This window comes from Fibrisoma montanum (assembly GCF_003583365.1).
Classification (GTDB): domain Bacteria; phylum Bacteroidota; class Bacteroidia; order Cytophagales; family Spirosomataceae; genus Fibrisoma; species Fibrisoma montanum.
Genome location: NZ_QXED01000004.1, coordinates 467,625 through 493,561 on the forward strand (window position 1 = coordinate 467,625; position 25,937 = coordinate 493,561).

The 25,937-nt window shown below is 48.0% G+C and carries 19 protein-coding genes; 6 read left to right on the forward strand and 13 right to left on the reverse strand.

Features of this window, described 5'->3' with window-relative positions; translation table 11 throughout:
* Positions 1 to 39 precede the first annotated feature (39 nt).
* Entirely contained in the window at positions 40 to 798 is a 759-nt protein-coding gene (locus DYU11_RS15875) for a 4'-phosphopantetheinyl transferase family protein (protein WP_158600295.1), read from the forward strand.
* Here the strand turns inward: DYU11_RS15875 and DYU11_RS15880 are convergent.
* The 13 genes from DYU11_RS15880 to DYU11_RS15940 form a co-directional block, all read right to left on the reverse strand.
* Entirely contained in the window at positions 795 to 2,570 is a 1,776-nt protein-coding gene (locus DYU11_RS15880) for a right-handed parallel beta-helix repeat-containing protein (RefSeq protein WP_158600296.1), read from the reverse strand. The two genes, DYU11_RS15875 and DYU11_RS15880, sit on opposite strands and share 4 nt — an antisense overlap.
* Positions 2,571 to 2,637: 67 nt before the next feature.
* Positions 2,638 to 3,213, reverse strand: a complete 576-nt coding sequence (locus DYU11_RS15885) for a hypothetical protein (protein ID WP_119668679.1) — start codon at positions 3,211 to 3,213, stop codon at positions 2,638 to 2,640.
* A gap of 115 nt (positions 3,214 to 3,328) precedes the next feature.
* Positions 3,329 to 4,021, reverse strand: a complete 693-nt coding sequence (locus DYU11_RS15890) for an acyltransferase (protein ID WP_119668680.1) — start codon at positions 4,019 to 4,021, stop codon at positions 3,329 to 3,331.
* A 33-nt stretch (positions 4,022 to 4,054) separates the two neighbouring features.
* Positions 4,055 to 4,951, reverse strand: a complete 897-nt coding sequence (locus tag DYU11_RS15895; protein ID WP_119668681.1) for a glycosyltransferase — start codon at positions 4,949 to 4,951, stop codon at positions 4,055 to 4,057.
* Positions 4,952 to 4,977: 26 nt separating this feature from the next.
* Entirely contained in the window at positions 4,978 to 5,760 is a 783-nt protein-coding gene (locus DYU11_RS15900; protein WP_510186202.1) for a WecB/TagA/CpsF family glycosyltransferase, read from the reverse strand.
* A gap of 476 nt (positions 5,761 to 6,236) precedes the next feature.
* Entirely contained in the window at positions 6,237 to 7,508 is a 1,272-nt protein-coding gene (locus DYU11_RS15905) for a glycosyltransferase family 4 protein (protein ID WP_229365865.1), read from the reverse strand.
* A gap of 4 nt (positions 7,509 to 7,512) precedes the next feature.
* The gene (locus tag DYU11_RS15910; RefSeq protein ID WP_374755991.1) at positions 7,513 to 8,331 is read right to left on the reverse strand and encodes a glycosyltransferase family 2 protein; all 819 of its coding nucleotides are present in this window, start codon (positions 8,329 to 8,331) and stop codon (positions 7,513 to 7,515) included.
* Between the two features lie 37 nt (positions 8,332 to 8,368).
* On the reverse strand, positions 8,369 to 9,634 hold the full coding sequence (locus DYU11_RS15915) for an O-antigen ligase family protein (protein WP_119668684.1): 1,266 nt from the start codon (positions 9,632 to 9,634) through the stop codon (positions 8,369 to 8,371).
* 87 nt (positions 9,635 to 9,721) lie between these two features.
* Positions 9,722 to 10,753 (reverse strand): hypothetical protein, encoded by a 1,032-nt coding sequence (locus tag DYU11_RS15920; RefSeq protein WP_119668685.1) that lies wholly within the window; start codon positions 10,751 to 10,753, stop codon positions 9,722 to 9,724.
* Positions 10,754 to 10,763: 10 nt separating this feature from the next.
* Positions 10,764 to 12,212, reverse strand: a complete 1,449-nt coding sequence (locus DYU11_RS15925; protein WP_147367950.1) for a lipopolysaccharide biosynthesis protein — start codon at positions 12,210 to 12,212, stop codon at positions 10,764 to 10,766.
* A 172-nt stretch (positions 12,213 to 12,384) separates the two neighbouring features.
* A complete protein-coding gene (locus DYU11_RS15930; protein ID WP_119668687.1) occupies positions 12,385 to 13,053 on the reverse strand; it encodes a sugar transferase in 669 nt (222 codons plus the stop codon).
* Positions 13,054 to 13,083: 30 nt separating this feature from the next.
* Positions 13,084 to 15,402 (reverse strand): GumC family protein, encoded by a 2,319-nt coding sequence (locus DYU11_RS15935; protein WP_119668688.1) that lies wholly within the window; start codon positions 15,400 to 15,402, stop codon positions 13,084 to 13,086.
* 21 nt (positions 15,403 to 15,423) lie between these two features.
* Positions 15,424 to 16,218 carry a polysaccharide biosynthesis/export family protein gene (locus DYU11_RS15940; protein ID WP_119668689.1) on the reverse strand — a complete coding sequence of 265 codons (795 nt, stop codon included), beginning with the start codon at positions 16,216 to 16,218 and terminating at the stop codon, positions 15,424 to 15,426.
* 973 nt (positions 16,219 to 17,191) lie between these two features.
* Here DYU11_RS15940 and DYU11_RS15945 point away from each other — a divergent pair.
* From DYU11_RS15945 to DYU11_RS15965, 5 genes are all read left to right on the forward strand, one after another.
* Positions 17,192 to 18,349, forward strand: a complete 1,158-nt coding sequence (locus tag DYU11_RS15945; RefSeq protein ID WP_119668690.1) for a pyridoxal phosphate-dependent aminotransferase — start codon at positions 17,192 to 17,194, stop codon at positions 18,347 to 18,349.
* Between the two features lie 73 nt (positions 18,350 to 18,422).
* Positions 18,423 to 19,994, forward strand: a complete 1,572-nt coding sequence (locus DYU11_RS15950; protein ID WP_119668691.1) for a flavin monoamine oxidase family protein — start codon at positions 18,423 to 18,425, stop codon at positions 19,992 to 19,994.
* Between the two features lie 77 nt (positions 19,995 to 20,071).
* Positions 20,072 to 21,073: a Hint domain-containing protein gene (locus DYU11_RS15955; protein ID WP_119668692.1), complete on the forward strand. Its 1,002-nt coding sequence runs from the start codon at positions 20,072 to 20,074 to the stop codon at positions 21,071 to 21,073.
* Between the two features lie 153 nt (positions 21,074 to 21,226).
* Positions 21,227 to 22,126 carry an ABC transporter ATP-binding protein gene (locus tag DYU11_RS15960; RefSeq protein ID WP_119668693.1) on the forward strand — a complete coding sequence of 300 codons (900 nt, stop codon included), beginning with the start codon at positions 21,227 to 21,229 and terminating at the stop codon, positions 22,124 to 22,126.
* A 105-nt stretch (positions 22,127 to 22,231) separates the two neighbouring features.
* Positions 22,232 to 25,882, forward strand: coding sequence for an ABC transporter permease/M1 family aminopeptidase (locus DYU11_RS15965; protein WP_119668694.1), 3,651 nt, complete (start codon positions 22,232 to 22,234; stop codon positions 25,880 to 25,882).
* Positions 25,883 to 25,937 lie beyond the last annotated feature (55 nt).

Below are 25,937 nucleotides of genomic sequence, written 5' to 3' on the forward strand. Positions count from 1 at the left end.
CAGCCGGGCTGAGCGTTGTAGTTTAGCTGCACTATGTCCATGATTCACATACGTTGCGGGGCCTTGGCCACGACACAGTGGCTGGATGCACCCCATTGGCCGTGGAACAACGAGCCGCTTGTGTTTCGGGCATCCGTGGCAGAGTTTACCCCGCAAATTCCTCGGTTCGATGATGTGCTGTCGCCCGATGAACGCCAGCGCGCCAATCGGTTTCACCAGCCCGAAGACCGGCAGCGATACGTACTGGGCAAAGTACTGTCGCGGTTTCTGCTCGGCAGGTTACTGAACCAATCACCGGCTTCCGTCCAGTTCAGGATCGATGGCAACGGGAAGCCGCATGTGTCAGGGACTAATCAGGTACAGTTTAACCTGTCCCATGCCGGCAACTGGGTGCTGATCAGTTTGGCACCCGTGGCCGTTGGAGTGGATGTTGAACAAATCCGGCCGTCGTTTCGCTACGAAGCGGTGCTTGCCCATAGCTTTTCTGACAAAGAGCAGCGCTACGTTCATGAGAGTGCTGATCCCCGGCTGCTTTTTTTTCAACTATGGACCCGTAAAGAAGCGCTGGCTAAAGCCGTTGGTACGGGGCTCATACACGATCTGGTAAACCAGCCAACGCTTGACGGGGAGCACATCATTGAGGGACAAACCGGCGAACTGCTACGTAGCTGGACTGTATTGAGTTTTCACCTGGAGGCAAATTACGAAGCCACCCTGGCCTGGGCCGGGTTATCAGACCAGACCAGGGTTACGTTTTATCATCTCAGGCCGGAGTTGCTGCAGGCAATCGCTCATTAGCGGGTTGTCTGCCATTTGGATACCTCTGGTTGAACGAAGGGATTTGAGTACGTTTCCAGGCTGACGACGGCACCATCGACTGTATTGTCAATGAAGCGCAGGCCCTTGTTTGTGGCCCCATTTGAGGCAAACCCAAAAACGGGTGCGCCATTGGCCTGCACCCCCGATGCCCAGACAGAATTTTTCTGGATCACTACGTTGTCGAGCGCTGCCGTGAAGCCAATTTCATAAACGACACCGTTGCTGGCACTTCCTGAGTACTCAATCTTATTTTGGCTGATGTCAGTCTGGACCCCTGAGCGAGTGCCATGTACGTAAAAACCGACGCGGGGACCGTACTGCCTGCCTACTGACGGAACCGAAATTTTAATGCTGTTATCCGCTATTTTGACGGTGCCGGCGACGGCACTCAGACAGTCGACATCGATGCCCTTGAGCACCGGATTGATTATCTGATTTTGTGAAATAGTCACACCCAGAAAGGCCGAGCCGAAACTCCAGATTCCATACAGGCCGTTCGTGACGGTATTCCTGGTGATGAGGGCTGCTTCCCGGGTGGTGAAAATTGGTTTGTCGTCGGCAAAATTGGCAACAATTCCTTTTCCGTTACGGAGTGAGAAGGACGCAAAATTAACCGTGTTCTGTTCGCACAAACTACCCGCATAGCCGTTTATCTCAATGCCGGTATCCTTGGGGTCGTTGATTGTATTGCCGCTAATCAGGGTTTTTGTGCCCACTGCCGAAATTCCAAATCCTATCGTTCTGAACGCGAGCGTAACGCCGGTTGTAGAAATCAGGTTGTTCCGAATGATGGTACCCGAGATGTTACGCCAGTCTTCAATGCCCATCCGGCCAATGTTATCCAGCACATTGTTTTCTACAACGCAACCAGTTGCTGGGGCGCCTGAAGCGTTTCCGATGCCCGACAAACCGTTGTTGACGGTATTAATGATTCGGCAATTACGGACGGTGACATTGGAGGCCCCGTTTTCCGAATAGGTAATACCCGCACCCTCGCAGTAGTTGTTCTCAAGCAAAACGTTTTTTGACCTGGCTCCCCGCACCACAATAGCTTCCATTGGGTGGGTTGAAATAAACTCGGAGTTCTGAATGCGTATCTGCGTCGAATTGATGATTTCAATCAGCGAAGCGTTCCAGATTTCACCACTGTGAAACGCGCTCAGGGGTTTGTCGATCCGGAGGCCATCAATGATAATATCGGTCTGACCACTAATCAGAAAATGCAGCCCTCCGTCGTGGAGCATGCCTTCCCAGACTACCCCGGCCTGAATGATCGCATTCTTGGCAAAGGTGATTCGGCGCCGGGAGGGGATGTTTATGGTACTGGCGATCAGGTATTCGCCGGGACCGACTAACAGTTCCGGTACGCTGTTGATGGCCGTTTGCAGGGCCGGCGCGTTATCGTCGCTGGTAGAGGTTACACCAAACCAGGCGGCATTGGCGGCCCCGGAATAGCTACGTTTATAGCGCTTACCGTTGGCCGTGACGAGGATTGTTCCGAGGTTATCGGCGGATGTGCGATCCGCTTCGTTCAGGTAAAATATTCCTGTTTTATCCGGATCGGTAACGTAGACACCGCCCGGCAACTGCCCGGAGTTTAACGCTCGAACCTGGGCAATGGTCATGGTGTCCAGCGATGTCAGACCCGGTTTTGGTGAAATAAGGTCATCGGCAGTGCCCTCCCGCGAGCGGCAGTACTGCAGGCTAAGCCAGATTGCAAAAACACAGAAATAGCGTAAAAAAGCTACCATGGCTAAATACATGATTTTTATATTTCCAGGACTAGTTTAGGTCCGTTGAGTAGCAAGGATGGGTTGGTCAGTCGTTACCCTGTTCTGAGACGTAAGTACCACTATAGGCCAGACGCTGGGGAATCCAGCCCTGAACGTCGTAGCACCGGTGAGTCAGGTAGTTCCAAACCGCAAACATATTAGCGATAGGAAAATCCTCCGTCTCACGCTGGCATCTCATATTCTGGTCAAAACCTATGAACAGCCGGATGGTATAATCAAGCACGTCAATTACTGTTATCAAAACGCCCGTGTCGTAATAACCCGATGCCGTTTTGGTTCGCTCAATGCTGATGTGACAAATAGTAGTAGAGGGATTGAACGAACGGTTACAGACGATCTCTACTAACGCCAGACCGTCTGGTACGCTTAGGGCGCTCAACGGCATCAAAATCGGAATTACCTGATGAGTCTCCACCCAATCGCTCCACATGCCGTCGACGGGTGATTCAAATGTAATAAAAATTGTGCTCTTTTTTACATCCGCCGGATCGATATAAACGCCTGATAGATAAGCAGTGACGGGTCCATATTCATCGGTCGTAACCTTGACCTTACAAGATATGTAGTTTGCTAAATCATAGGCGGTCAATTGTTTATTCATGCGACTGGCGGGTACTGCGTTAAAGTGAGGTTTAGAATAAGTAGCTGAACAGAAGCTGGAGGCTCCTGTTCGGCCAGAGCATTCAGATGTTACGGTACGGTAGTGACTACCAGCGTCAGGCTGGCTCTCCATGATCAGTAATGTGCCGGATAAACCGGGCGGGATTACCTGCCCAGATCTGATTGGGGGGAATACTTTTACTAACCAGAGATCCTGCGCCAACAATCGAGTTTCGTCCAATACTGACGCCTTTTAGAATGGTAGTATGTGCCCCGATGAAAACATTATCCTCAAGTACGACAGGAGCTGTTTTCGTAAAGGCATCGTCTTCAATGGCTGCAGTGCGGATGGCCGGGTCCAGACTATGAAAATCGGTGTCGTAGATAGCCGTATTGTTGCCGATACGTACGTTGTCGCGGATGGTGACCTGCTTTGTGCAGACGATCGATGTGCAGCTCATCCCCACGTTGTTACCAATCGTTAGTCTTGCTCCCTCACTAACCATAAAAATGCAGGGCTGCTGCCGTCCAATAAGTGTGTAGCGGCCGGAGTGCATCACAAACCGATTGCCAATCCGGATGTAGCCGTTCAGGTTATTATTAATGACCGGAATGCCGCGTGCGATAAAATCACGTTGAAAAACAACGCCATTCACCTTGAAGAGTATGTATGTATAGATTTTGGAATAACGGACATGAATGGATGTAGCAATCAGCTTGCAGACTTTGCCGGCTACCCGAAGCGCATAGCTCGCTGATAACTTGCTGGTCGGGGTCGAAACGGCAGAATTGGTGTATTCCTGAACCATGGTATTACTTGTATAAGATGAGCGTTGCAGGGGTTAATGCATGCCTGCATACGTCTTCAGTCGATTGTAGATGCGGGTTGCCAGGCTATAGCGCTGTAACGTCTGGCGTTGGTAGTAGTCCGTAACTGCTACGTTGTCGAGGAACCGGAACGTTCTGCGTTCGCCGGAATCGAGAATAGTACGGTAGCGGTTATACACGTTCGTATGCGTTGCTTCTTTGCCGAAACCAATGTTTTGTACTTTCGAGATAGTCGGATAAACCGTAAGGGCGTTGGCTTTGAACCGATTGTAGCAAAAACGAATGTCCCAGGCATCAATTTCGCCTTCCATCTGCCGGCGCAGCATTCGAACCAGATCCGTCCCTCCCTGCATGAAGGCTTTCTGCTGTTCCCGCTCGGAAATGAACTGGCTGAAATCGGCGATGGACCAATCAACACTATGCCAGCGGTCAGCCCAGGTGGCCCATCCCCACGGACTATGACGCGGCATGAAGTACGTATCAGCCGGATAATCGGCGGGTCGCTGGAATGGAAATGTATAGCCGGAAATTGAAAAGACGCCAGGTTCGGCTGCGTATTTCGCCAGACACTGGTTCATGTAATCCAAAAAATTAGGCGACGTTACGATGTCATCTTCGACAATGATAGCCGATGAGTGCTCCGAAAGTACTTTTGAAACTCCTCCAATAATTGAATCCGCGCAGCCAATATTTGATTCAGCAAACCTATAGCTTACCGATTTGAATCCGGTAATTTCCTGAACCAATTGCCGAACCTGATTCACTTTCAGTTCATCAATAAATTTTTTTGGCGCATCAACAAAGACATATAAATCACTTTCGGGGGCCAGGTAGTTGCGTTGTAGCGCCTGTATTGTCTGCGCTAACTCAGCCGGACGTTTATAGCCAAATAGTACAATAGGAGCAGGCATAACTTAATATTTATTTGAACGGGATTTTACCAGCGCTGACGAATCAATTGCTTCAGGAAGAAATACACGAATAAGGTATTAGTAACGGCGTATCGTTTAAATAATCGGCGCGGCTCCTGTACAAGCCTGAATAACCACTCGAATCCGATTCGTTGGATCCATTTAGGCGCGCGTTTCTTCTCGCCAATCAGCATGGGTAAAGCGCCCCCGATTCCCAGCATGACTGCGTGAATCCGGTGTTTCATCTGCTCCATCCAAAGCTCTTGTTTCGGGCAGCCAAGCGCGACAAAAACCAAGCCTGCGCCTGAATTATTAATAGTGTCAATTACATCCTTTTCCTCCTGGTCCGTAAGCGTTCGGAAGGGGGGGGAAATTGTGCCCGCAATGTTAACAGCCGGAAAATTCTGTTGACAAAACTGCCGTACCCGTTGGAGTACATCAGGTGTGCAGCCGTAGAAAAAAATTGAAACATTATCTTTTTCTGCCCGGGCTAATAAACTCATGATCATGTCCATTCCCGCCACACGGTCCTGGCTGAGGCCATATAAGCTTTTTATGGCCCAGACAAGGGGCATCCCATCGGTTATTGCCCAGTCGGCCTTGTTCACAGCCTCTGCTACATCAGTCTGCAAATGAGCTTCTACGACCATGTGAACGTTTGCAAAACACACGGTTCTGGACCGGCGGTGCGCTGCATTCATCATGATGCCATCGATTAACGTTTCGTGTGACGCGCTCGTTAAATTCAAACTGACAACACGATTACGAACCAGGTTCTGATATGAGCTAACAGTACGTTGCGAAACCAAAATTGTAATAGATTATAAGTGATAACCAGATGGTCAAAATTAAAGATGTATTGCTGGCTATCAACGGGCAATAAACCACGTGTAAATTGGCTTATGTAACTGTTTATGGTATCTATAAAAAAGAAATAGGTTTGAAGTTTTTTAGGGTAAATAAGGTAATGAGTAAGTGTACTGGTAACTGATTTAATACATGAATGAGCACTGGAATGCCACTGAAAAATTTTTGAGCGGTCTGTCTGAAGTTGATAATTTTAATTTGCGTTTCACCCATTGTTAGGAAGATAGTCAATTGTTAAAATCAAATAAGTTGATATAATATGTTAAAGGAAATGCACAATCCGGAACATAGAGAATTTGTATTGCTATACTAATAAAAAAGATACCTGCTATTTCGGCAGGTATCTTGTACGGGTAAAAAAAATATTGTTGCGTAAACTGGTCAAATATATAGCTGATAAAAAACAAGCCTGATTGAGTTATTTTGCTTCATTAGCATACATTTTTTTTGAATTTGTAGCCGATAAAGCTGCGGGGTAGAATTCATCAATAAATCGTTTTATTTTTAAATCCCATACCTCCTGTTTTGCAAATTGATACGCAGCTTCGCCCATTTTAAGTCGTTCCGCCGGATGCGTATACATTCGTTCAATTGCTTTAGCTAATTCATCGACGACTTGATCCTTCGTCTGAATCGAAACCTTGATTCCATTTGAATCATTAACCAATTCGTCCTGACCATGTAGTGAAAGAGTAATTATTGGCAGGGAGAAGGCCATGGCTTCCAGAAGTTGGTGCGGGCATGAATCTCGAAGACTGGTAAAGACGAAGACATCAGCTTCCCGGTAAAAATTTCTAACCTCCTGAAAGGTAACCTGACCTGCCAGCTTAACCCGATCCGCTACCTGATAGCGGGTTAAATAATCGGTCAGATGGTCGCTCATTTCACCACTACCACCCACTATGGTCAAGGTGATTGGGTAGGCTGGATTAACTTTACTGAATGCGTGAATGGTAAGTTCAAGGGCTTTCCGGGGTAATAAGCGACCCACCCACAGCAAGTTCAACTCGTTACCGCTTGTTCGTCGGACTGGTTCATCGGGCAGAAATGACGAAGCCAGACCGGCGTCCCACACCCAGTCAATCGGCTTCTTCGGCCGAAATTGCTGAGCCAGTTTGTAAGTGTCTTTATTGGTGACAATAACCCGGGAGGCCCGCCGTAACGATGAGTAGAACCCCGGATTCAAGCGTTGCAAAAGCCTGCTGACCAAGCCTCTGAGCTGTTCGCGTCGCCAGTATTTGCCGAAATAGTCTTTCAGAATAGCCGGTGCTTCCTGCCCGCCACCAACTGGTCCGAAAATGAACGGAATGTTTAGCTTATACATGAAGCTACCAAGCTGAATGCTGCCGTAGGTTACGTGATGCACGAGATCGAATCGTTCACGGCTATTCAACTGCCTGGCCGTACGGTATGCCTGCCATTGCCAGTACAGGTAATGAAAATACAGACCGAACAGGCCTTTGTAGTAAAGCCGGTCTACCCATTGGGGCACCCGTACGTAATGGACGCGCAGGTTCGGAAATAACCCATTTGCAAGAATTGGCTCAATAACGGTCTCTCCATCACCCTGAGTAAGACAATGCACTTCTACCTCATTCAAGCTTAAGGTCGAAGCATACGTCCAGCCGGTCAATTGTTCAGAGCCTTGATACGGTACGCAGGCATAGGCTGATAGAAGAACTTTCATCATTCCCTCAAACGGTTTTTACTAGTCCAACCTTGCGCAGCAAAAAACCGATGCTGATTCGGGAGATATCGGCAATGAAATAGAGGATCTTAGTCTTTGAATGGGCCTTCGCAAAATGATAACGGGCTTTCAGATACGTTGGCGACTTGATAGACGAAAAGCCACTGATGAACTCTTTCCAGCTAATTCGACGCTCGGTCTGAATGCCTGTTTCATTTACGTATTCGTACACCAGGCTGCTGGTATTGACGACTAGCGGAAAACCCGCTTTGCGGGCCCGAACCGAAAAGTCGATATCGGACATGTAATGGATGTAATTGGTCGCATCATACAAACCGATTTTTTTGAATACGATCAAGGGAATCAACGCCCCGCGACCAGAAAGCGAATCGGAGCTTAACCAGGCGGCTTTCGCCTTTAGTTCCGGATAACTGTAGTGATAATCAGCCGCTAAATTTTTACCGCCGGCTGTGTATAGTTCAAAAGCGGTGCCGGCAAATTCGAGTTTGTCCGGATTTTCGCTGTCTACGCAAACTGATCCGATCAGGCAGGGCTTATGAAGTGCGTAGGCATCGATCAGGGTCTGCAGGTAATCAGATTCCACTTTTGTATCGTCGTTGAGAGTCAGGACGAAGTTGTCTTCGCCTTTCATCTCGTGCATAAGCGCGTATCGGACGCCCCAGTTTGTGCCCTCTGTCCACCAGAGATTACCATTTCCACGAAGGAGCACCACCGACGGAAAATCCTGCTCAATCATCTCCGAAGTGCCATCAGTTGACCCATCGTCGACAACGATGATCCGAAAGTTCCGGTAGGTCTGAGCCATAAGGCATTCCAGACACTGCCTGGTGTATTTTATACGATTAAATACGGGTATGACTATGTTGATCATAATGCTGTCCGAACTGAGGGTAAGAGAAATCCATCGGTGCCAACTGCTCTGCGTACGGATCAGGCGCAGGCGTAGCGACAAACGCATGATACATACCAAGGCCGACGAAGCTCCAGTAACACACAGGAAACTGATACGAAATGCCAAATACCAACGCTCCGGCTATGTAGCTGAATAGTACAAGCTGATCGATGGTCATGTAGCGGTGGCGCTTATACAATGCCCATAACGTGGCGACTATGATGATCAGATTAAGCATCAGGCCAAATAAGCCGTAGTTATAGAGCAGGTCAATGTACTGCGAATGAATGACCGTACCTTTCTCCGAAAAGCCGTCATTCTCCATAACCTCGCCTTCTTCATAGCCTTCGTAGCGCCATCCAAAAACCGGCCGTTCCGCAATTTTCTTCCAGTAATACAAGGTTTGTTCATAGCGCCAACTGCCCGTTTCATCTTCTGTCGGCGTAAAAATTCCGCCAATATTTTCGACGAAAGCCTGTACCCGGGTGGGCGATATAGCCGTTATGATCGGTGCCGCCAGGAAGAAAAGGAGTAGCATAGTGCCAATACTACGCCGGATCTGTAAGCGGCTGTTAGGTATTCTACCTAATACGGATAATCCAATAATGAGCAGTGCTGAAAATGTGATGGAAGCAATCACCGATCGGTGCATCAGCAACACGGTATAAGTAAATACGGCGATGGTTTTCAACAAATCGGACCACTTATACTTTGTCAGGTACTGAACAAAAAAATAAGTGAAAGGAATGATCATGAACAAGGCTTCGGATGCTTCCTGCGTACGAGTTTCAGGGGTGAGACGATACGTAAAAATTTTGCCTAGTATAATCTGATTAATAAAGAAAAACAGGAAGATCAACCAAACCGCCGTTTTGATCGGAAATGGAGAAAGTTTTACGGCAATAAAATAGGCAATCAATGCCACACCACAGTAAAAAAAACGCTTTACTACAAATGGTGAATAAAGGATTTGATTGTATGTATATAACGATTCAAAAATAAGCCCGATAGTGCCAATAATTAATGCGTATAAAACAAAGTTGTAAATAGCAGGAAAGCGATATAAAGCCAGAATAAACAGGAAGGGAATGCCAAACACAGCAAGGATATTGTTCATCTGATAAGCGATTACACTTTCTACGTCTCCTCCATAACACATCGCTTCTGTTGCGAACAGAATTATAAAAAATAAGGCTTTCCCAATTTTTTGTTTCATATATGTAATAGGATAACCTACAATAACACGTTGACTTTATAAACTTAACTAAGCAGATACGTACATTCCATTAGACGGAAGAATAGACTACCAGTAACACCCGCCTTCAACTAAATTACTTTGTGTCGGTGTTTCTGTTTTTGCCGGCCGTATCCAATAGTCATTTTGCAGAGAAGCATATTTGGGCTTATTGTCCCAGCGGGCTCCTTTTATTCCAAATAAAACTTGTAATACGCCACCCATATGAACTGCCTTTTTTTCTTTCGACTTGACGTAGGCAGCCAGATGCATACCATAAGCACCGGCACCAATCAAGGCAATATCAAATTCGGTTTCATCTATCTGCTTATACATACTTTGAAGCGCATCAAACCACGTAGCAAAACCGGTTTGTGAGTTGGCTAATGATTGGACCGCTTTTATTGTTTTTAATGTAAATTTTGGTAGAATAGCAGGGTTATCAAACAGGAGTTCTCTTCTTTCGTACTGTGATTGAATACTGTTTTCAAAGGGATGAATAACTAAAACCGTTTTACCTTCAAGAGCTTTAGTCCAGGGTTCATCAAAAAAGAAGGGTTCAAAATCGTCGATTGAAATACGTTTAGTGGTTGACAGATGCGACTCCAGGTGTTTCTCTTCTTTCAGCCAGGATACCAGAATGTCAATTTTTGATAAATTTTGTAAAGTTTCGTCGGCAAACCGTTCGAGTAGTTTTTGGTCTGTAGGAAAGAAACCAGACCAGACGCTCATGTTATTCACGATGCTTTTACGCCAGCCGATAACGTTAATCTCATCCATCAGATAGCGCCGGAACGTTTCCAGATCGAAGCGCTTGTAACGTGTCATATAATGGGCCGCTACGCAATTCAATTCAGTAGCGCCAAACCGCGTTATCATGCAAGGTGAATCACTCGCCAATAAAGCGGCAATGGCATGATTAGCACGCTGGCCAACGAAGTCATAAGATCTGCCGGCTGGCATATCGGTAGCCTGCTCGTGATTGGTTACCAACTTTGTAACCCCTTCGTACCCGTATTTAACAAGACGCAACAGGGTAGTAGACCAGTAGGAGCGCTCAATTGTTCCTGGGTTGTAAGAATGGATAAACTGGTTTGCCATTGTCATCAACTTATTGATTTAGAGTCTGGTCTGGTATCGCTTTTCGTTTAAACTTCTGAATTGCGATCGAAACCTGAAGACGTATCTCCGGAACAGTTAAATAAAAACAGGCTACTGCAAATACCGTGAATAAGAAGGCAACGAAAACTACCTGTAAGAGCGATTCGTAGCGTAAGTTGTGCAGATAAAAAGCCATGCAGGACATAAGTAGCAGAGGAGTCAGATTGGGCTTAACAACCTGCCATACTTCTGACGGCTTAAGGCCGATCACCCTGGCCAGGTCGAGCTGATAGTACCAGAACTCTGTGGCTAAATAGCTGATAATCAATGCTGCCAGCAGACCAACCACGCCAAAGTACATTGTCAGAGGAAAAATAAGGACCAGATAAAGTATTGATCGGTAGATGCCCACTTTACTGTTACCTTTAATATTTCCTGCTGAAAACGAAAAATTCGAATTGCTGTACGTGTACGAAGAGATAATGATTGATAGTACAATAAGTACGTTTTCTAAATCGCCAATGTAGTTTTCGGCTCCTACCCAAAAGTTCAAAAGGGCTTCATTAAAAATTATAAAACCAAATGATATAATAAGTGATATAAAAATAAATCCTTTAAGGAATTGTATGTAAATCGTCTTAACAGAATTACTATCTCCCTTGCCAAAGCTATGTGACATAGAAGGTAAAAGGGCGTAGGTTGTACGGTTTACAAAACCACTGAAAATATTCTGAGGACGTCTACTTAATTCTAATTGTGTAATGATGCTTGGCTCCAGAAACCTTGAAACAACAATCAAATCAATATTATTTGCAATGGTAATCCCCATTTTATTAGCAAACGTGTATGAAAATATTTTATAAAAACTTTTGAAATAGTGTTTATCGTATTCTAGTCGAATTGTGTCTTTTTGCAGCGCGTAAAGAAAAATCAGGCCATTCCCGACAAAATACAGAACACCAGTTACAGCCCGGCTATACCCAATACTCAATAAACCCCACCCCTGGATAAGGCCATAGATTGATATGACTATCCCGACGAGTTGTGATACCAGATAAACTAAACCTGTATAAGCTGTATGTTGTAAACCTTGGTTAACACCTACAAGGGAGTAAGTACATAAAGACAGGGAGGAACCAATCGACGCCCAGAAAAATGCTTCCTGAAGTAAGGAAGTGTGCGGCCATTTTTTTAAATCTAAAATGACGGGAATAGATTGCTGGATTAGTAAACTAATGGAAAAAGAAGCAACTAGAATGATTGAACATAAAATCAGCCCTGAAGTAATCAGCTTGGAAAGCTCAGTTTTGTTATTCTGGCCTGCTGTGAAAGCCACTTTTTGTTCTAATGTGATGCCTACGCCTGGTTCAATGATTGTTATCCAGATCAATATATTTCCGCTGGCTAACCAGTACGCATACGTTGAGCTTTCAATGTAATGTAAGTAAAGTGGAGCCATCAATATTCCACTGATTATACTTAATATAACCGATGAATATTGATAAAATAGATTCCAGTATGTAGACTTATTCAAAGCCATGATAAAAAATAATGTGAATCAGAATCTGTTAAACGCTCAACTTATTTTTGGTTTTTTAGAAGCAGTTGGCTTAACTGCTGAGTAAAATGTTCTACCAGGCGTTTGTATTACCCATAAACATAGGCTTGATTGTCCACCAGCAAATTTTAATATCGAGTAGGAGCGAGCGTTTTCTAATGTAATGCAAGTCGTACCGGAGCCGATGCTGCATTTTGAGGGTATCATCCGTTACACCGCGTGCTCCACGTACCTGCGCTAACCCTGTGATGCCAGGAATTACTTCATAGCGTCTGGGATAATCCGGCAATACCGTCCAAAATTCGGCATCGTGCTGTATGGCGTGAGGACGAGGGCCAACGAGACTCATCTGTCCGAGCAGCACGTTGAAAAATTGAGGCACTTCGTCCAGGTTGGTCCGGCGGAGCCAACGGCCAACGGTCGTTACCCGAATATCATTATACGTTGCCTGCCTGAACGTGGTGTTCTTTGCGGAGTTATACATTGTCCGCATCTTGTAGCACTTGAAAGGGCGGCCTTTCCGGCCCGTTCGCCACTGGACGTAAATGATTGGCCCGGGCGAAGTCAGTTTAATGATGGCGCCAAGTATAGGAACAAACCAGCTAAGAACGAAGATGGTCACCAGTAAGGAAACGAGCAGATCGAAAATGCGTTTTAACGTATTACTATAAAAATGATTTGCATTAAGCGACCTTCGCTTGGTTTCTAATTGAACGGCATCAACGTTTAATGAAGTGATCATTGGTTAAGTCGTAAAGCAAGTTTTTAGGAATCAGGAAAAGGATAGCCATTTTTTCTTACCTAATAAGCTGCTGGTATAGCTATACATTTTAGCGTAGTAGTATGACTCGTCTTTATCGATCGCGTTTAGAATTATATTCAACTTCTTGAACCGCTGTTCCCGGTATAAAGCCTCAACTTGTCTTAAATAATTTTTGGGCGTAACGTCATGACGGACGACAAAAAATGAGATATCAGCCAGAGGAGCTACCAGGCGGGCATCTGAAACTAAACCAATTGGCGCCGTATCAATAATGATATTATCAAAATGCTCGCGGAGCTGTTCAACCAGTTGCTTTAGAGGTTGCCCGCTAAGCAGTTCGGACGGGTTGGTTGGTGGCGGGCCACTCGGAATGATAAACAGATTATCGTGGCCGGGAACTGGTTTCAGAATATCATAAACAGTGCATTTTCCGGTCAGGTAGCTGCTTATTCCGGTGGTGTTGCTCCAGTTAAATTCCTTGTGCAAACGTGGCCGTCGGAGGTCCATATCCAGAATTACGGTTGGTTTGCCAACCAGGGCTAGACTAGCACCAAGATTCAGAGAAATAAACGATTTGCCTTCTCCGCTTATACTCGACGTAAGCAACAGAACCTGGCTTCGATCCGATTGAATATCGGGTAAACTAGCGCGTAATGTGCGGAATTGCTCAGCGATCAGCGATTGATTTGTCATCGTGACAACTAAGTAATCGGGCTCCTGTTTGCGGGTTAATTCGCCAATGATCGGAGCCTGCGTAATCTTTTCAACGTCTACCCGGCGCGTCACGCGGGTGTTGATTAATTCACGGCTGCCAATTAGACCAATTGGAATTATAAAGCCGAGAAAACCAAACAAACCATAGATCATCAAAGGCACTGGTTTGATGGGGGCATCAGTGCTTTGAGCTACGTCAATGGTTCGGCTATCTGAAATCGATGATGCGTGTGAAACTGCAGTTTCTTCCCGCTTTTGAAGCAGGTACGTGTATAGATTATTCTTTATGGCCTGCTGCCGCGAAATGGTTAATAACGTTCTTTCTTTCTGCGGAATCGTCCGGATTGAACTTTCAAGTTGTGCGTTTTTAGTACGGTATTGTTGTTGAGAACTCATCAGCATTGTCTTCATGGTTCTGATGTTGTCCTCCATGTTCCCTTTCAGCGAATTAATCTGCGTGTCAATTGTCTGAAGCAGCGGATTCTGATCGGACGTAGTACGGGCCAGCTGACTCCGTTGTAAATCCAGTTGCGTCAGCTTTTCGATCAGACTGAACAGGACAGGATCGTTCAGACCAACGAGCGCAGGGGTAGCGCCACGATCCAGCGAACGGTTATTGATGTAGCGTTGCAGATCGCTTAAAGCAGATAGTTGAATATTTACCTGGTTCAGCAGCCCGTCGTTCTGTTGGATGGCCTGCAGAAACGAAGCCGCCTGGGTGCTTAAATCGGTTATGCCCTGCGTTGCTTTGTATCGTTCAACTTCTTTTTCAACCGTTGTTAATTCGCCTGACAAAATAGCCAGCCGGTCTTCTATAAAACGTAGCGTATTGGCCGCAACTTTATTCTTATCGATGATAGCCGCCTGGTTGTATTCGTCGATCAATTGATTGAGCACAGCTTCGCCTTTTTCCGGCACGGCATCTTCGAGGGTCAGTACAACGACCGTCGAAGCTTTGCTGGTCGGTTCTGCCTGAAGTGTTCTAAGGTAGCCGTTCACCGCAGCCGGGCGCTTCATAGCCTGTACCAGCACCTGGTTGGTTGTATCGCCGACAGACCGGCGTGTTTTGATCAGAAAACGACCCTGCGGTGTTTTAATCCGTTGATTGAGTGGATAAACCTGTTCATTGATTTCAACCGAACTACTATCAATAAAGGTAAGGAGCATTGGCTCTTCATACAGTTCCGGTTTACCAAACTCAACGAATACATCAACGGGCGATGCTTTGTAGATTTCCCGCTTGCCGAATGCTGTTTTTTCAAAATATCGTACGTCGAGATGTAGTTTATCGACGACACGATTCATCAGGGTGTACGAACGAAGGATTTCCGTTTCGTTTTCGACCACTTTTTTAGGAACGTACGCATCCAGCTCTTTTAGCGGTTGATCACGTTCATTCCCTTTCTTTTCATCCTGAATCAGTAAGCTTGCCTGTATTTTATAAACGGGTTGTTTGTAGGCCAGATACGTATAAGCCGCAACCAGAAAGACACAAACCGAAAACAATATCCAGGGCCAGTTTCTGGTAAATTTTGGTAACAGATCACTCACGCGCAGCTCTTCCGGCTCCATCATTTTGTATGGTACGTACGAGTGTTGAAATTGGTTGTTCATAACACGTTTGAATACTTACTATTATCGACGAGTGGCAATGATGGCTATTACGGATAGTATGCCAACTACAGTCGGCATTACCTGAAAGGCGCGGTCAGCACTGGCAATCCGTGATTTACCAGGTTCTACGTATACTATATCATTAGGGTGAAGCGAATAATAAGGGGACCGAAATGCATTTCGTTTGGTTAAATCAAGCCGTGCAAAAACGCGTTTTCCTTTTTCTTCCCGTATGATTAATACGTTGTCCCGACGGCCATAAATTGTGAGATCACCAGCCAGCCCCAGTGCTTCCGGCAGGGTGATTTGTTCATTTGGAATGGTAAACAGAGCCGGTCGGGAAACTTCACCTAATACAGATACCCGAAAACTTTGATTGCGGACATTAACGGTAGGTTCCCGCAAATAATCTTTTAATCTGCTTTGAATTAATTCACTCAACTGAGTATTTGTTAAATCAACTGCTTTTAGTGTACCTATTAAGGGTAATTTTATGTTACCATCCTGCCCAACCAAATAACCCGTAATAGTAGGTAGAGGGTTAAACGTATTTGCAAGACTATTCTGATCGACTACAGTTTTGGCATAAGGATTGAAGAAGGCCGATGCTTCGGGGTTTAGCGAACTGATCTGAATCGATAAAATATCGCCTTTCTTAATGGTTGGTATATACGAGTCTACAAAATTGATTGTGTCTTCTTTGTCATTAGCTCCCTGCTGAAAATAAGTTAGTTGCTTTGACGAAGTACAGCTGTTTAATACCGTTAATACAATAAGGGTAAGTGAATAAATGCACGTTGATACTTGTTTTTTCATCACCTCTGACTTTTTATAAAACTTTTTAAATGATGTTGACGGTAAACTGGCTCGTTTCTTGCTAACTATCCGGTGTTAACAACTGAGTGCAGTTACATCATAAAATGTATAGCAGAATTTGTATCTATGTAAAGTGTCGGTAGAAAGGGCGCTTCTAAGCAAGTTTTTTATGTGACCTGCGCATGTTCTCTAATGAAAAAATCTCTCTGTTTTAATTTTATAAAGTGATTGAAAGAGTATCAATCTTGTTTGATTAAAGTGGTTTTATTTTGAATTATAGCTATAATTTCAAGACGAATACTTCTTAATATGTTATTGAGCATAATGAATTAAAATTTTTTAATGACACCTCAGGTATAAATATTTAATACTTTTTATAAAAAATATTATATTCTCAATTTGTTTATGCAGTAATGCGTTAGAAAAGTATTTATTTTAAAAAATTACAATTTTGAAAACAGATTTTTAGAATAGTTACACTTCGTAAAAACTTAGTTTTCTATAACTCGTAAAACACCGCAAATTTTAAGGAAGGGGCTCACAGTCGGGCTAACACCGATTAATAAATCTTTGTACCATACCAGAGACTGCTACACTGGTTACGAACGTGTGTACATGTGTAGCTAAATGACATTCAAGTCTGGTGTCGAGACAATACCGGCTTACCAGCTAGCCTGTAGTAGTTCAATTTGATCGCTGTTTGGGTGGAAAAGGTAAGACGGACGATTTAGAACCGGGCGGTGCCACTACCGTTCCGTAAGTAGGTCTGTAAATGTATATAGTTGGTGTCGTGTTACATTATACAATGAAAATTTTGTAGAAATTAGTTAGGGCGCAATTTTTTAGCACTAAAGTGTAAAGTCATCTATATATTTTTTGCTTCTAATTCGTAGATTCACAGCTCATTGCTTGATAGAGTATCTAATTTTACTTTACTTTTATTTTATCAAGAATTAATCCTAAAACTATTGCTATGTCTACTTATACGCGCCGGGACTGGCTTCGCGCTAGTGGTCTACTAACCGCTGGTTTGAGCACTGGTCTGAAATTCACTAAAGCCGCTGCGCCGACCGGCTTCGTTCAGTCGACGTTTGTCAATGAGTTTGCCAGTATGCCGCCGGACTTACCCAAACTGCGGGCCCGGCTTTTCGCGAATGAGAATCCACATGGAATTGCCCCCAGTGCCCGCGAAGCGCTGGTAAAAGCCGCTGACCTGGGTAACCGGTACGCCTGGATGGAGTTCGCTCAACTGAAGCAGGCGATTGCTGAAAATGAGGGGGTAAAACCATCGAATATTATGATGTCGCCCGGGTCGTCGGACTTGCTGATGGCGGCTGCGGCTCACTACGCCAAAGGGGGCGGTACCATCCTGACCAGTGCTATGACGTATGACGATTTGCTGGAACGAGCCGAAGCGTTCGGGGCTAAAATTGTCAGCGTACCGATGACCAAAAACTATCAGTATGATCTGGCTACGATTAAGTCGAAGCTAACACCTGATGTTAAAATGGTATACATCGTGAATCCGAACAATCCAACGGGTACGATCGTGCCACCGGCCGAACTGGAAGCATTCTGCCGTGAGGTAGCGCCGAAAGTGCCTATATTTATGGATGAAGCGTATATCGATTTTCTGGAGCCGGCCGACCGCCCGAAGCTCGGAAAGCTCGTCGCCGACGGGCAGAACGTCATTCTGACCCGTACGTTCTCTAAAATTCATGGCTTTGCGGGCCTTCGGCTGGGCTACGCTATCGGACAGCCTGATACGCTCAAAGCGCTACGTCAGTATACGAACGGCGAGTTTGCAGTTAGCATTACTACCCTCATGGCGGGCATTGCCAGCTATAAGGACGTCGACTGGCAGAATCATTGCCGAACGGAAAACCACAAAGCCCGCGCCTACACGACCAAAGCCCTGGCTGACCTTGGCTATGAAGTCATTCCCTCGTACGCCAACTTCATCCTGTTCCCGATTCGGATGAAAACCAAGACCTTTGAAAATCAGATGTTTTCGCAGGGTATTGGCATACAGACGCGTGAGTTCGGCGGGCAGCCGTTCTGCCGTGTCAGCGTGGGAACAATGGACGAGATGCTTGCTTTTGTAGAGACATTCAAGAAAGTGGTAGGGTAAGTAACAGAGGAAGGGAGGTAAAGAGAAGAAGGACCGAGCGTATGTTTCCCTCCTTTCCTCCCTCTTTTTTTCTATGACGCGACGAGACTTTATCAATTCGACCGGAGCCAGCTATGCTTCGTTACTTGCCTGGGGCTTTCTTCAGCCTGCTCCAGCATCTGCCTTCAATTTACCGGCTAATGGTCGGCGCGATGATGGTAAAGCCCGCCGGGTAGTTGTGCTGGGAGCGGGGCTGGCCGGTATGGCTACGGCCTACGAACTTGGTAAGCTCGGCTACGACTGCACTGTACTCGAAGCCCGGTCCCGGTCGGGGGGGCGGGTCTGGACGGTACGTGGCGGAACAAAGGAAACCGAAAAAGGCAGCGACGCGCAGACCTGCCGGTTTGAGGACGGCCTTTATTTTAATGGTGGAGCCGCCCGAATTCCGCATCACCACCAGCTAACGCTGCAGTACTGCCGGGAGCTGGGGGTTCCGCTCGAAATTTTCAACGGCGCCAACGAAGCGGCTTATCTGTATAATGACGGTGGTACGGGCGAACTGGCAAACCGCCGGATGCGCATCAAGGAATACCACAACGACATGCGCGGCTACACCAGCGAACTGCTGGCCAAGGCACTCGACCAGTCGGCGCTCGACCAGCAGTTGACCAAAGAAGACGTCGAAAAACTAATCGACTTTCTGAAGAACGAGGGCGACCTCAATACAACCCATCTGTACAAAGGAACAAACCGGCGTGGCTATAAAGCCAAAGCTGAGCCGGGTGCCGGACCCATGCCCGGCGAGATGACCGATCCCTATGGCCTGACCGATCTGTTACGTTCGGGTTTTATGCAGCCGGTTTTCTACAACGTCGGCGACTACGTGTACGAGCAGCAGACAACCCTGCTTCAGCCGGTTGGCGGGATGGACGCCATTCCCAAAGCGCTGGAGAAAAAACTGACGGGAAAGATTGTTTTCAATGCCCCCGTAACCGAATTGCGTAAGACGGAGAACGGCGTTCGGGTAGTGTATCAGAAAGATGGCAAACCCACCGAACTGACGGCCGAATTTTGCGTGTGTACGCTGCCGCTGCCCGTGCTGAAAAACATCGAGTCTGATTTGTCGGGAACGGTAAAGCGGGCGGCCGATTTTGTGCCGTATATCAAAACTGGTAAAATTGGGCTTCAGTTCAAACGGCGTTTCTGGGAAGAAGATGACCACATTTATGGGGGCATTTCGCGCACTAACCTGGACATTAACCAGATCTGGTATCCGTCGTTTGGGTTTCTGGGCCGTAAAGGTGTATTGATCGGGTACTATAATTTCTACAGCCGGGCCGAAGCCGTGGGTGCTTTGCCAATTGCCGAACGTGAGAAACTCGCCCTGACTCAGGGAAGCAAGATCCATCCGCAATACCCAACCGAGTTCGACAATTCGTTTTCTCTGGCGTGGCACCGCATACCGTACAGCGAAGGCGGCTGGGCAACGTATGACGACGCGACTCGTAAGAAGTTTTATCCGTCGTTGCTGGAACCCGACGGGAACATCTACCTGGCCGGTGAGCACACCACCTATTTAACCGCCTGGATGGCCGGAGCCTTTACATCGGCCCGGCGGGCTGTCGAAGCTATCCATGCGCGGGTTGGCGAGTACACGAAGAAGTAACCATCCGGGCCAAGCTCCGGCTTGGTCAATCAACACTACGACATGGCCAAGCCGGAGCTTGGCTCAGACTAATCAGTATGAAAAACAACCTGCTTTCATTCTTCTTTTTTCTGTGTTGTGTTATGGCGACCCAGTTCCTGAGTCAGCGTGTTTGGGCGCAGGCTACGCCGGGGAGCATGACGCTGGACCAGTTGAAAACCATAAAGGCGATCAAGATCGCTAATCTGGATAAGGATACGTACTTCAAATCGGGGGGCTTCATTCTCGATCGCTACGAAGAACGCCCGGCCTACGTATTTAATTACAGCGATGGCATACCCCGCAAAATTTACCTCTATAAGGTGTTTGCCGCGGAAGATACCAAAGAACTCGGGCTACTGGCCATTTATCAGAACGGGAAAACCAACGAAGTAAAACCCTTCGTGATACCGGGTGCGTCGGCCGACCGGAAGGCGTGGGACGCCTACATCGACGATCTGAAATACGTTGGGGAGAAAGAGCCGGGCCTTATGTCGGCGCTGGGCTTCGTACTGTCGCGGGAAATGGCTATGCTGATGGCCGGCGGTGGAGCCAAGTCGGAAGAGGGTGGTAGCAAGAAGAAAGAAGAGTACAACTTCTGCTTTGCTGCCGATGCGCCCGTTACGCTGGCTGACGGTTCGACCAAGCCAATCAGTGACGTAATGATGGAGGATCAGGTGATGAGCTACGATGCGAACAGTAACTCGATAATTGCTACCGGGGTAACGAAGGTAAACAAACATAAGGGGGCTTTTGCCATTGCGGGTGTGTGGCTCATGCCCGTTCAGGAAATTACGGCCGGTAATAACAGCCGTCTGGCAAGCCCCACGCTGCTCGAAGCAACCGCCAACCACCCCGTACTGACCGCTGCGGGCAGAAAGCCTTTCGGCGAGATCAAAGCCGGCGATGTGCTGTACCGCTATGAACCGGCGACCCGAACCGTAGTGGCCTACAAAGCGGTTCGGACTGAGCCGGCAGTACGTACGGTCGATACCGTGTACAGTTTGTCGACGCAGAGCGGATCGTACCTGATCGGCGAAACGGTGGTATTGGATAAATAACTGGTGTTACCTCCGCCATCGTAATCAAAAGCCCTGGCTACGCTGGGGCTTTTGCCTTTTAAAGCGCCCAAATAGCCGCTTACGTAAGTCGGTTGGTTGTTTTGGGTATTTCTAAGCATATTGACTAGTAATTCCTTACTCACTTTCTATTCTATGCAGCTCGAAATCCGTAACCTTTCCAAAACCTACTCTAATGGCGTGCATGCCTTAAAAGGTGTGTCGCTGACGATTCCGCAGGGAATGTTTGGCCTGCTGGGGCCTAACGGAGCCGGTAAATCGTCATTAATGCGAACCATCGCTACCCTGCAGGAGGCCGACTCGGGTAGTATTCAACTGACTGGCCTGCCCGAAGGCGATATTGACGTACTGCGTCAGAAAGATGCCGTTCGGCGGGTGCTGGGGTACCTGCCGCAGGAGTTCGGCGTTTATCCGCGCGTAACGGCCGAAACCATGCTGGACCATATCGCTACGCTGAAGGGCTTAGCCAACGCCCGCGAGCGGAAAGAGATCGTGTCCGGGCTGTTACAGAAGGTTAATCTGCATCAGGTACGTAACAAAAACCTGGGCACATTCTCGGGCGGTATGAAGCAGCGCTTCGGTATTGCGCAGGCGCTGATTGGCAACCCCCGGCTCATCATCGTCGATGAGCCAACCGCGGGCCTGGACCCTGCCGAACGAAACCGATTCCATAACCTGCTGGCCGAAATTGGCGAGAATACCATCGTAATTCTGTCAACACACATCGTTGAGGACGTAACGAATCTATGCTCCGACATGGCGATTATCTGCCTGGGTGAGGTAGTCGCGACGGGTAATCCGAACAATCTGGTCGAGGACGTACAGGGCAAGATCTGGAAGCGGTTCATTGAGAAATCGGAGCTGCCTGCCTACCGGACCAACTACCGCGTGATTTCAACGCAGCTTAAAACCGGTAAAACGCAGATTCACGTCTATTCAGATACCCAACCAGTTGGGTTCGATCCGGTTGAAGCTGACCTGGAAGACGTGTACTTTACGGCAATCACAGAACGGATGGACGTCGTAACGGTCTAATCTAAAAGGAAGATAGCGGAGGAAAGGGACGAGAGGGCGCAAAGGAGTTCTCTGTCCCCTTCCTTTCCTCCCCTTCCTCCTTTCCTCCCTTTTTCCCCTTTTCTCATGTTCCTCGAAATCTTCAAATTTGAGTTGAAGTACCGTTTCCGCCGGCCGGCGACGTATGGCTACTTCCTGCTTTTGTTTCTGCTGATGGCTCTGGTGACGGTCTATGGCAACGGGCCGGCGTCGGAGAAAACAAACGTTAACTCACCTTATGCCATCGTTAACTTTCTGTCGGTAATCGCCATCTTCGGTACGTTGCTGGGGTCTGCCATCATGGGCGTACCCGTTTACCGCGACATCGAACATAACACCAAAACGTACTTTTTCAGCTACCCAATCAGTGAAAAGGGCTATCTGATGGGTCGGTACCTCGGGTCGTTCATAACCCTACTGTTTGTGATGTCTGGTGCCTGCGTCGGTATTGCGGTCGGCTCGGCGCTGGGGCCGGTGGCGGGTTTATCCGACAATCCGGATCGTTACGGACCTTTTGTGCTCTGGCATTACCTTCAGCCGTTTCTGACCATCGTGGTACCGACGCTGTTCTATCTGGGTTCCATTTTCTTCGGATTAGTAGCCCTGACGCGCAACGTATTTGTGACGTATGTTGGCAGCATCATTCTGTTCATCGGGTATCTGGTTGCCAGTGCCCTGGTGCAGGACATTGAACAGCGGGAGCTGGCGTCTCTGCTCGATCCATTTGCCAACCGAACCGTGGTGGAGGCAACCCGCTACTGGACGCCACCGGAGCAAAACACCCTAACCGTTCCGCTGACCGGTACGTTGCTCTGGAACCGGCTGCTGTGGTCGGGGCTGGGGTTGCTTGTGCTGCTGTTTACTCTGTTCCGGTTCGACTTTCAGCGGTTCCTGGCCGTTAAACTGGGCAAGAAGAGCAAGGAAGATATGGTGCCCAAAGCGTCCAGGCCGCTCAGTGAGCTGCCGGTGGCACAAAAGGTATATTCGACCGGTGCGTACCTGCGGCACATGGTCAGTCTGTCGCGGGTTGAGTTCATGAACATCGTGAAGGACCCCTATTTCCTGGCTATTCTGCTCTGTGGCTTCCTGTTCCTGTTCTTCGACGGCTGGTTTGGCTTCCCCACGTTCGGGACGCCTTCGCTGCCGCTGACGTATTACATGCTCGAAGTCAAAGACTTTAACTACATCATATTCGTTTACATCATCCTGATCTTCTACACCGGCGAAGCCGTACACCGCGATAAGGCCGTGCGCTACGACAGCATCGCCGATGCTTTGCCAGTGCCCAACTGGCTCAGCTACGGCTCAAAGTTCATCGCACTGCTGGGCGTCTGCCTGCTGCTGGTCAACCTGGTCTGGATCAGTGGCGTAGTGAACCAGACTCTCAAGGGGTATTTCAACTACGAGTTCGGCATGTACTTCGCCGATCTGTACGGCATTGAGTTGTGGGAGTACGTTCAACTGGCCATGTTGACGTTCTTCATCCATATTCTGGTCAATAATAAATTCACCGGGCATATCGTCTCGATCGCTGTCTGGATGGTGTTGTTTGGGGTGCGCAACTTTGCCGAGAAGGATTATAACCTGTTGTTTTACAGCTATACGCCCGGCTACCGCATTTCGGACCTGAACGGCTTTGGGCATTTCTGGCATCCGCTCACATCGTTCAACCTGTATTGGCTACTGCTCGGCGGGGTTCTGCTGGTGTTCGGTAATCTGCTCTGGAACCGGGGAGCCGAGAGCAGCCTGAAAACCCGGTTGAAACTGGCCCGGCAACGCTTCAACACCCCCGCGGCCATGATCCTGACCATCCTGACGGTGGGCTGGCTGGGCATGGGAGCCTACATTTACCGCAACGTCAGTGTATTGAATACGTACCGAACCCCGGAAGAAAGCCGCAAGCGCCAGGCCGAGTACGAAAAGACGTATAAAAAGTACGAACGGATCTGGCAGCCCAAGGTGACCGACGTCAAGGTGGACGTGGACCTGTTCCCGACGGAGCGCTATGTCGAAGCGCAGGGTACGTTTACGATGGTGAACAAGTCGCCCCGGCCAATCGATTCGCTGCACCTGAATGTGGGGAGCTCGGTAGCGCATTTCAAGCTTAAATCAATCACCATCGACGGAGCAACGCCGAAACTGGTGCACAACGATACGGTCTTCCGCTATTACATCTACCAGCTACCGAAGACGTTGCAGCCGGGCGATACGGTACGCATGGTCATGTCGACCCGGGCCGAAAACCAGGGCTTCGAGAATGCTGGTTTCAGTCGTGAGATTGTCTACAACGGGAGCTTCCTGAACGACGGCGATCTGTTCCCGAAATTCGGCTACAGTGGTCAGGGCGAACTGGACTCGGACAAGTATCGGAAAAAGTACGGCTTACCCACGAAGGACTACAGTGCGCCAAAACAGACGGATGCGTTTGGCCTGAGCAACCTGCTGTTCAACGACGATGCCGATCTCATTACGTTTGAAGGCACCGTGTCGACCGAGCCCGACCAGATTGCCATCCTGCCCGGCTATCTGCAGAAAGAGTGGGTGAAGAATGGCCCCGACGGTCGGCCCCGGAAATACTACGCCTACAAACAGGAAGGATTCATGGATTACTTCTTCAACGTGAGTTCGGCCCGCTACGCGGTTAAAAAGGAAACGTATAAAGCGCCGGACGGACAAACGGTGAACATCGAAATTTTTCACCACCCGACGCATAGCCGGAATATTGATCGGTACAGTCAATCGGTGAAGGATGCGGTGGCGTACAACGGCAAAAACTTCCGGCCGTATCAGTACAAACAGATCCGGATTCTGGAATTTCCGCGCTACGCGGGTTTTGCGCAGTCGTTTCCCAATACGGTTCCGTACACCGAAAGCTTCGGTTGGGTAGCCGATTTCTCAAATCCCGACAAAACCGACTATGCCTACTACGTAACGGCGCATGAGGTAGCGCACCAATGGTGGGGCCACCAGGTATGCCCGAGCTTTACGCGGGGTGCCAACCAGATTTCGGAGTCGATGGCCGAGTATGCATCGTTGATGGTGCTGAAGCATAAATACGGCGAAGATGTCATGCAGAGCCGGCTGAAATACTGCCTGGACCGCTACCTGTCGGGCCGCGCCAGCGAGGACAAATTTGAAGAAACGCTGATCGAGAACGATACGCGGGCGTACGTCTGGTACGACAAAGGATCGCTGGTGTTGTATGCCCTTCAGGACATGATGGGCGAAGATCGACTGAACAAAGCATTCAGCGATTTTGCCAACAAAAATGCGTTCCTGCAAAAACCGCCGTTCCCTACGTCCGGCAAGTGGTACGGGGCCATAAAAGCCGCCGTACCCGATTCGTTGCAATACTATGTAGAGGATGCGTTTGAGAAGATCACGCTCTATGAAAACCGCATCCGAAAAGCCGAGGCTACTAAGCTGAAGGGGGATGAATACCGCGTGAAGCTGACCGTCGAGGCTAAAAAGTTATACTACGACAAGAAAGGAAACGAATCCGGCAAGGGTAAAGGCCGCGACCTGATCGAGATCGGTATTTTCACCGCCGACACCAAGAATAAAAATGGCCAGACCCGGAAGGTACCGGTATACCTACAGAAGCACTGGCTGACACCCGGTGAACATACGCTTGAGTTTACGGTGAAAGGCCAGCCATTGAAAGCGGGAATCGACCCCTACAACAAGCTGATCGACCGCGTCTCCGACGACAACGTCATGAAGGTAGACGTGTTGTAGTCGCTATGACGGCGTTCGGCTCTAGTCCGTATGCCTGCCAAAGCCGCCCGCTGCC

Coding starts and splice junctions, on each gene's coding strand:
- DYU11_RS15880 (WP_158600296.1), bottom strand. CDS start 2,570: ATGGTAGCTTTTTTACGCTATTTCTGTGTTTTTGCAATCTGGCTTAGC.
- DYU11_RS15910 (WP_374755991.1), bottom strand. CDS start 8,331: ATGGCTCAGACCTACCGGAACTTTCGGATCATCGTTGTCGACGATGGG.
- DYU11_RS15875 (WP_158600295.1), top strand. CDS start 40: ATGATTCACATACGTTGCGGGGCCTTGGCCACGACACAGTGGCTGGAT.
- DYU11_RS15955 (WP_119668692.1), top strand. CDS start 20,072: ATGAAAAACAACCTGCTTTCATTCTTCTTTTTTCTGTGTTGTGTTATG.
- DYU11_RS15895 (WP_119668681.1), bottom strand. CDS start 4,951: ATGCCTGCTCCTATTGTACTATTTGGCTATAAACGTCCGGCTGAGTTA.
- DYU11_RS15935 (WP_119668688.1), bottom strand. CDS start 15,402: ATGAACAACCAATTTCAACACTCGTACGTACCATACAAAATGATGGAG.
- DYU11_RS15890 (WP_119668680.1), bottom strand. CDS start 4,021: ATGGTTCAGGAATACACCAATTCTGCCGTTTCGACCCCGACCAGCAAG.
- DYU11_RS15920 (WP_119668685.1), bottom strand. CDS start 10,753: ATGGCAAACCAGTTTATCCATTCTTACAACCCAGGAACAATTGAGCGC.
- DYU11_RS15915 (WP_119668684.1), bottom strand. CDS start 9,634: ATGAAACAAAAAATTGGGAAAGCCTTATTTTTTATAATTCTGTTCGCA.
- DYU11_RS15950 (WP_119668691.1), top strand. CDS start 18,423: ATGACGCGACGAGACTTTATCAATTCGACCGGAGCCAGCTATGCTTCG.
- DYU11_RS15965 (WP_119668694.1), top strand. CDS start 22,232: ATGTTCCTCGAAATCTTCAAATTTGAGTTGAAGTACCGTTTCCGCCGG.
- DYU11_RS15960 (WP_119668693.1), top strand. CDS start 21,227: ATGCAGCTCGAAATCCGTAACCTTTCCAAAACCTACTCTAATGGCGTG.
- DYU11_RS15925 (WP_147367950.1), bottom strand. CDS start 12,212: ATGGCTCCACTTTACTTACATTACATTGAAAGCTCAACGTATGCGTAC.
- DYU11_RS15930 (WP_119668687.1), bottom strand. CDS start 13,053: ATGATCACTTCATTAAACGTTGATGCCGTTCAATTAGAAACCAAGCGA.
- DYU11_RS15885 (WP_119668679.1), bottom strand. CDS start 3,213: ATGAATAAACAATTGACCGCCTATGATTTAGCAAACTACATATCTTGT.
- DYU11_RS15945 (WP_119668690.1), top strand. CDS start 17,192: ATGTCTACTTATACGCGCCGGGACTGGCTTCGCGCTAGTGGTCTACTA.
- DYU11_RS15940 (WP_119668689.1), bottom strand. CDS start 16,218: ATGAAAAAACAAGTATCAACGTGCATTTATTCACTTACCCTTATTGTA.
- DYU11_RS15905 (WP_229365865.1), bottom strand. CDS start 7,508: ATGATGAAAGTTCTTCTATCAGCCTATGCCTGCGTACCGTATCAAGGC.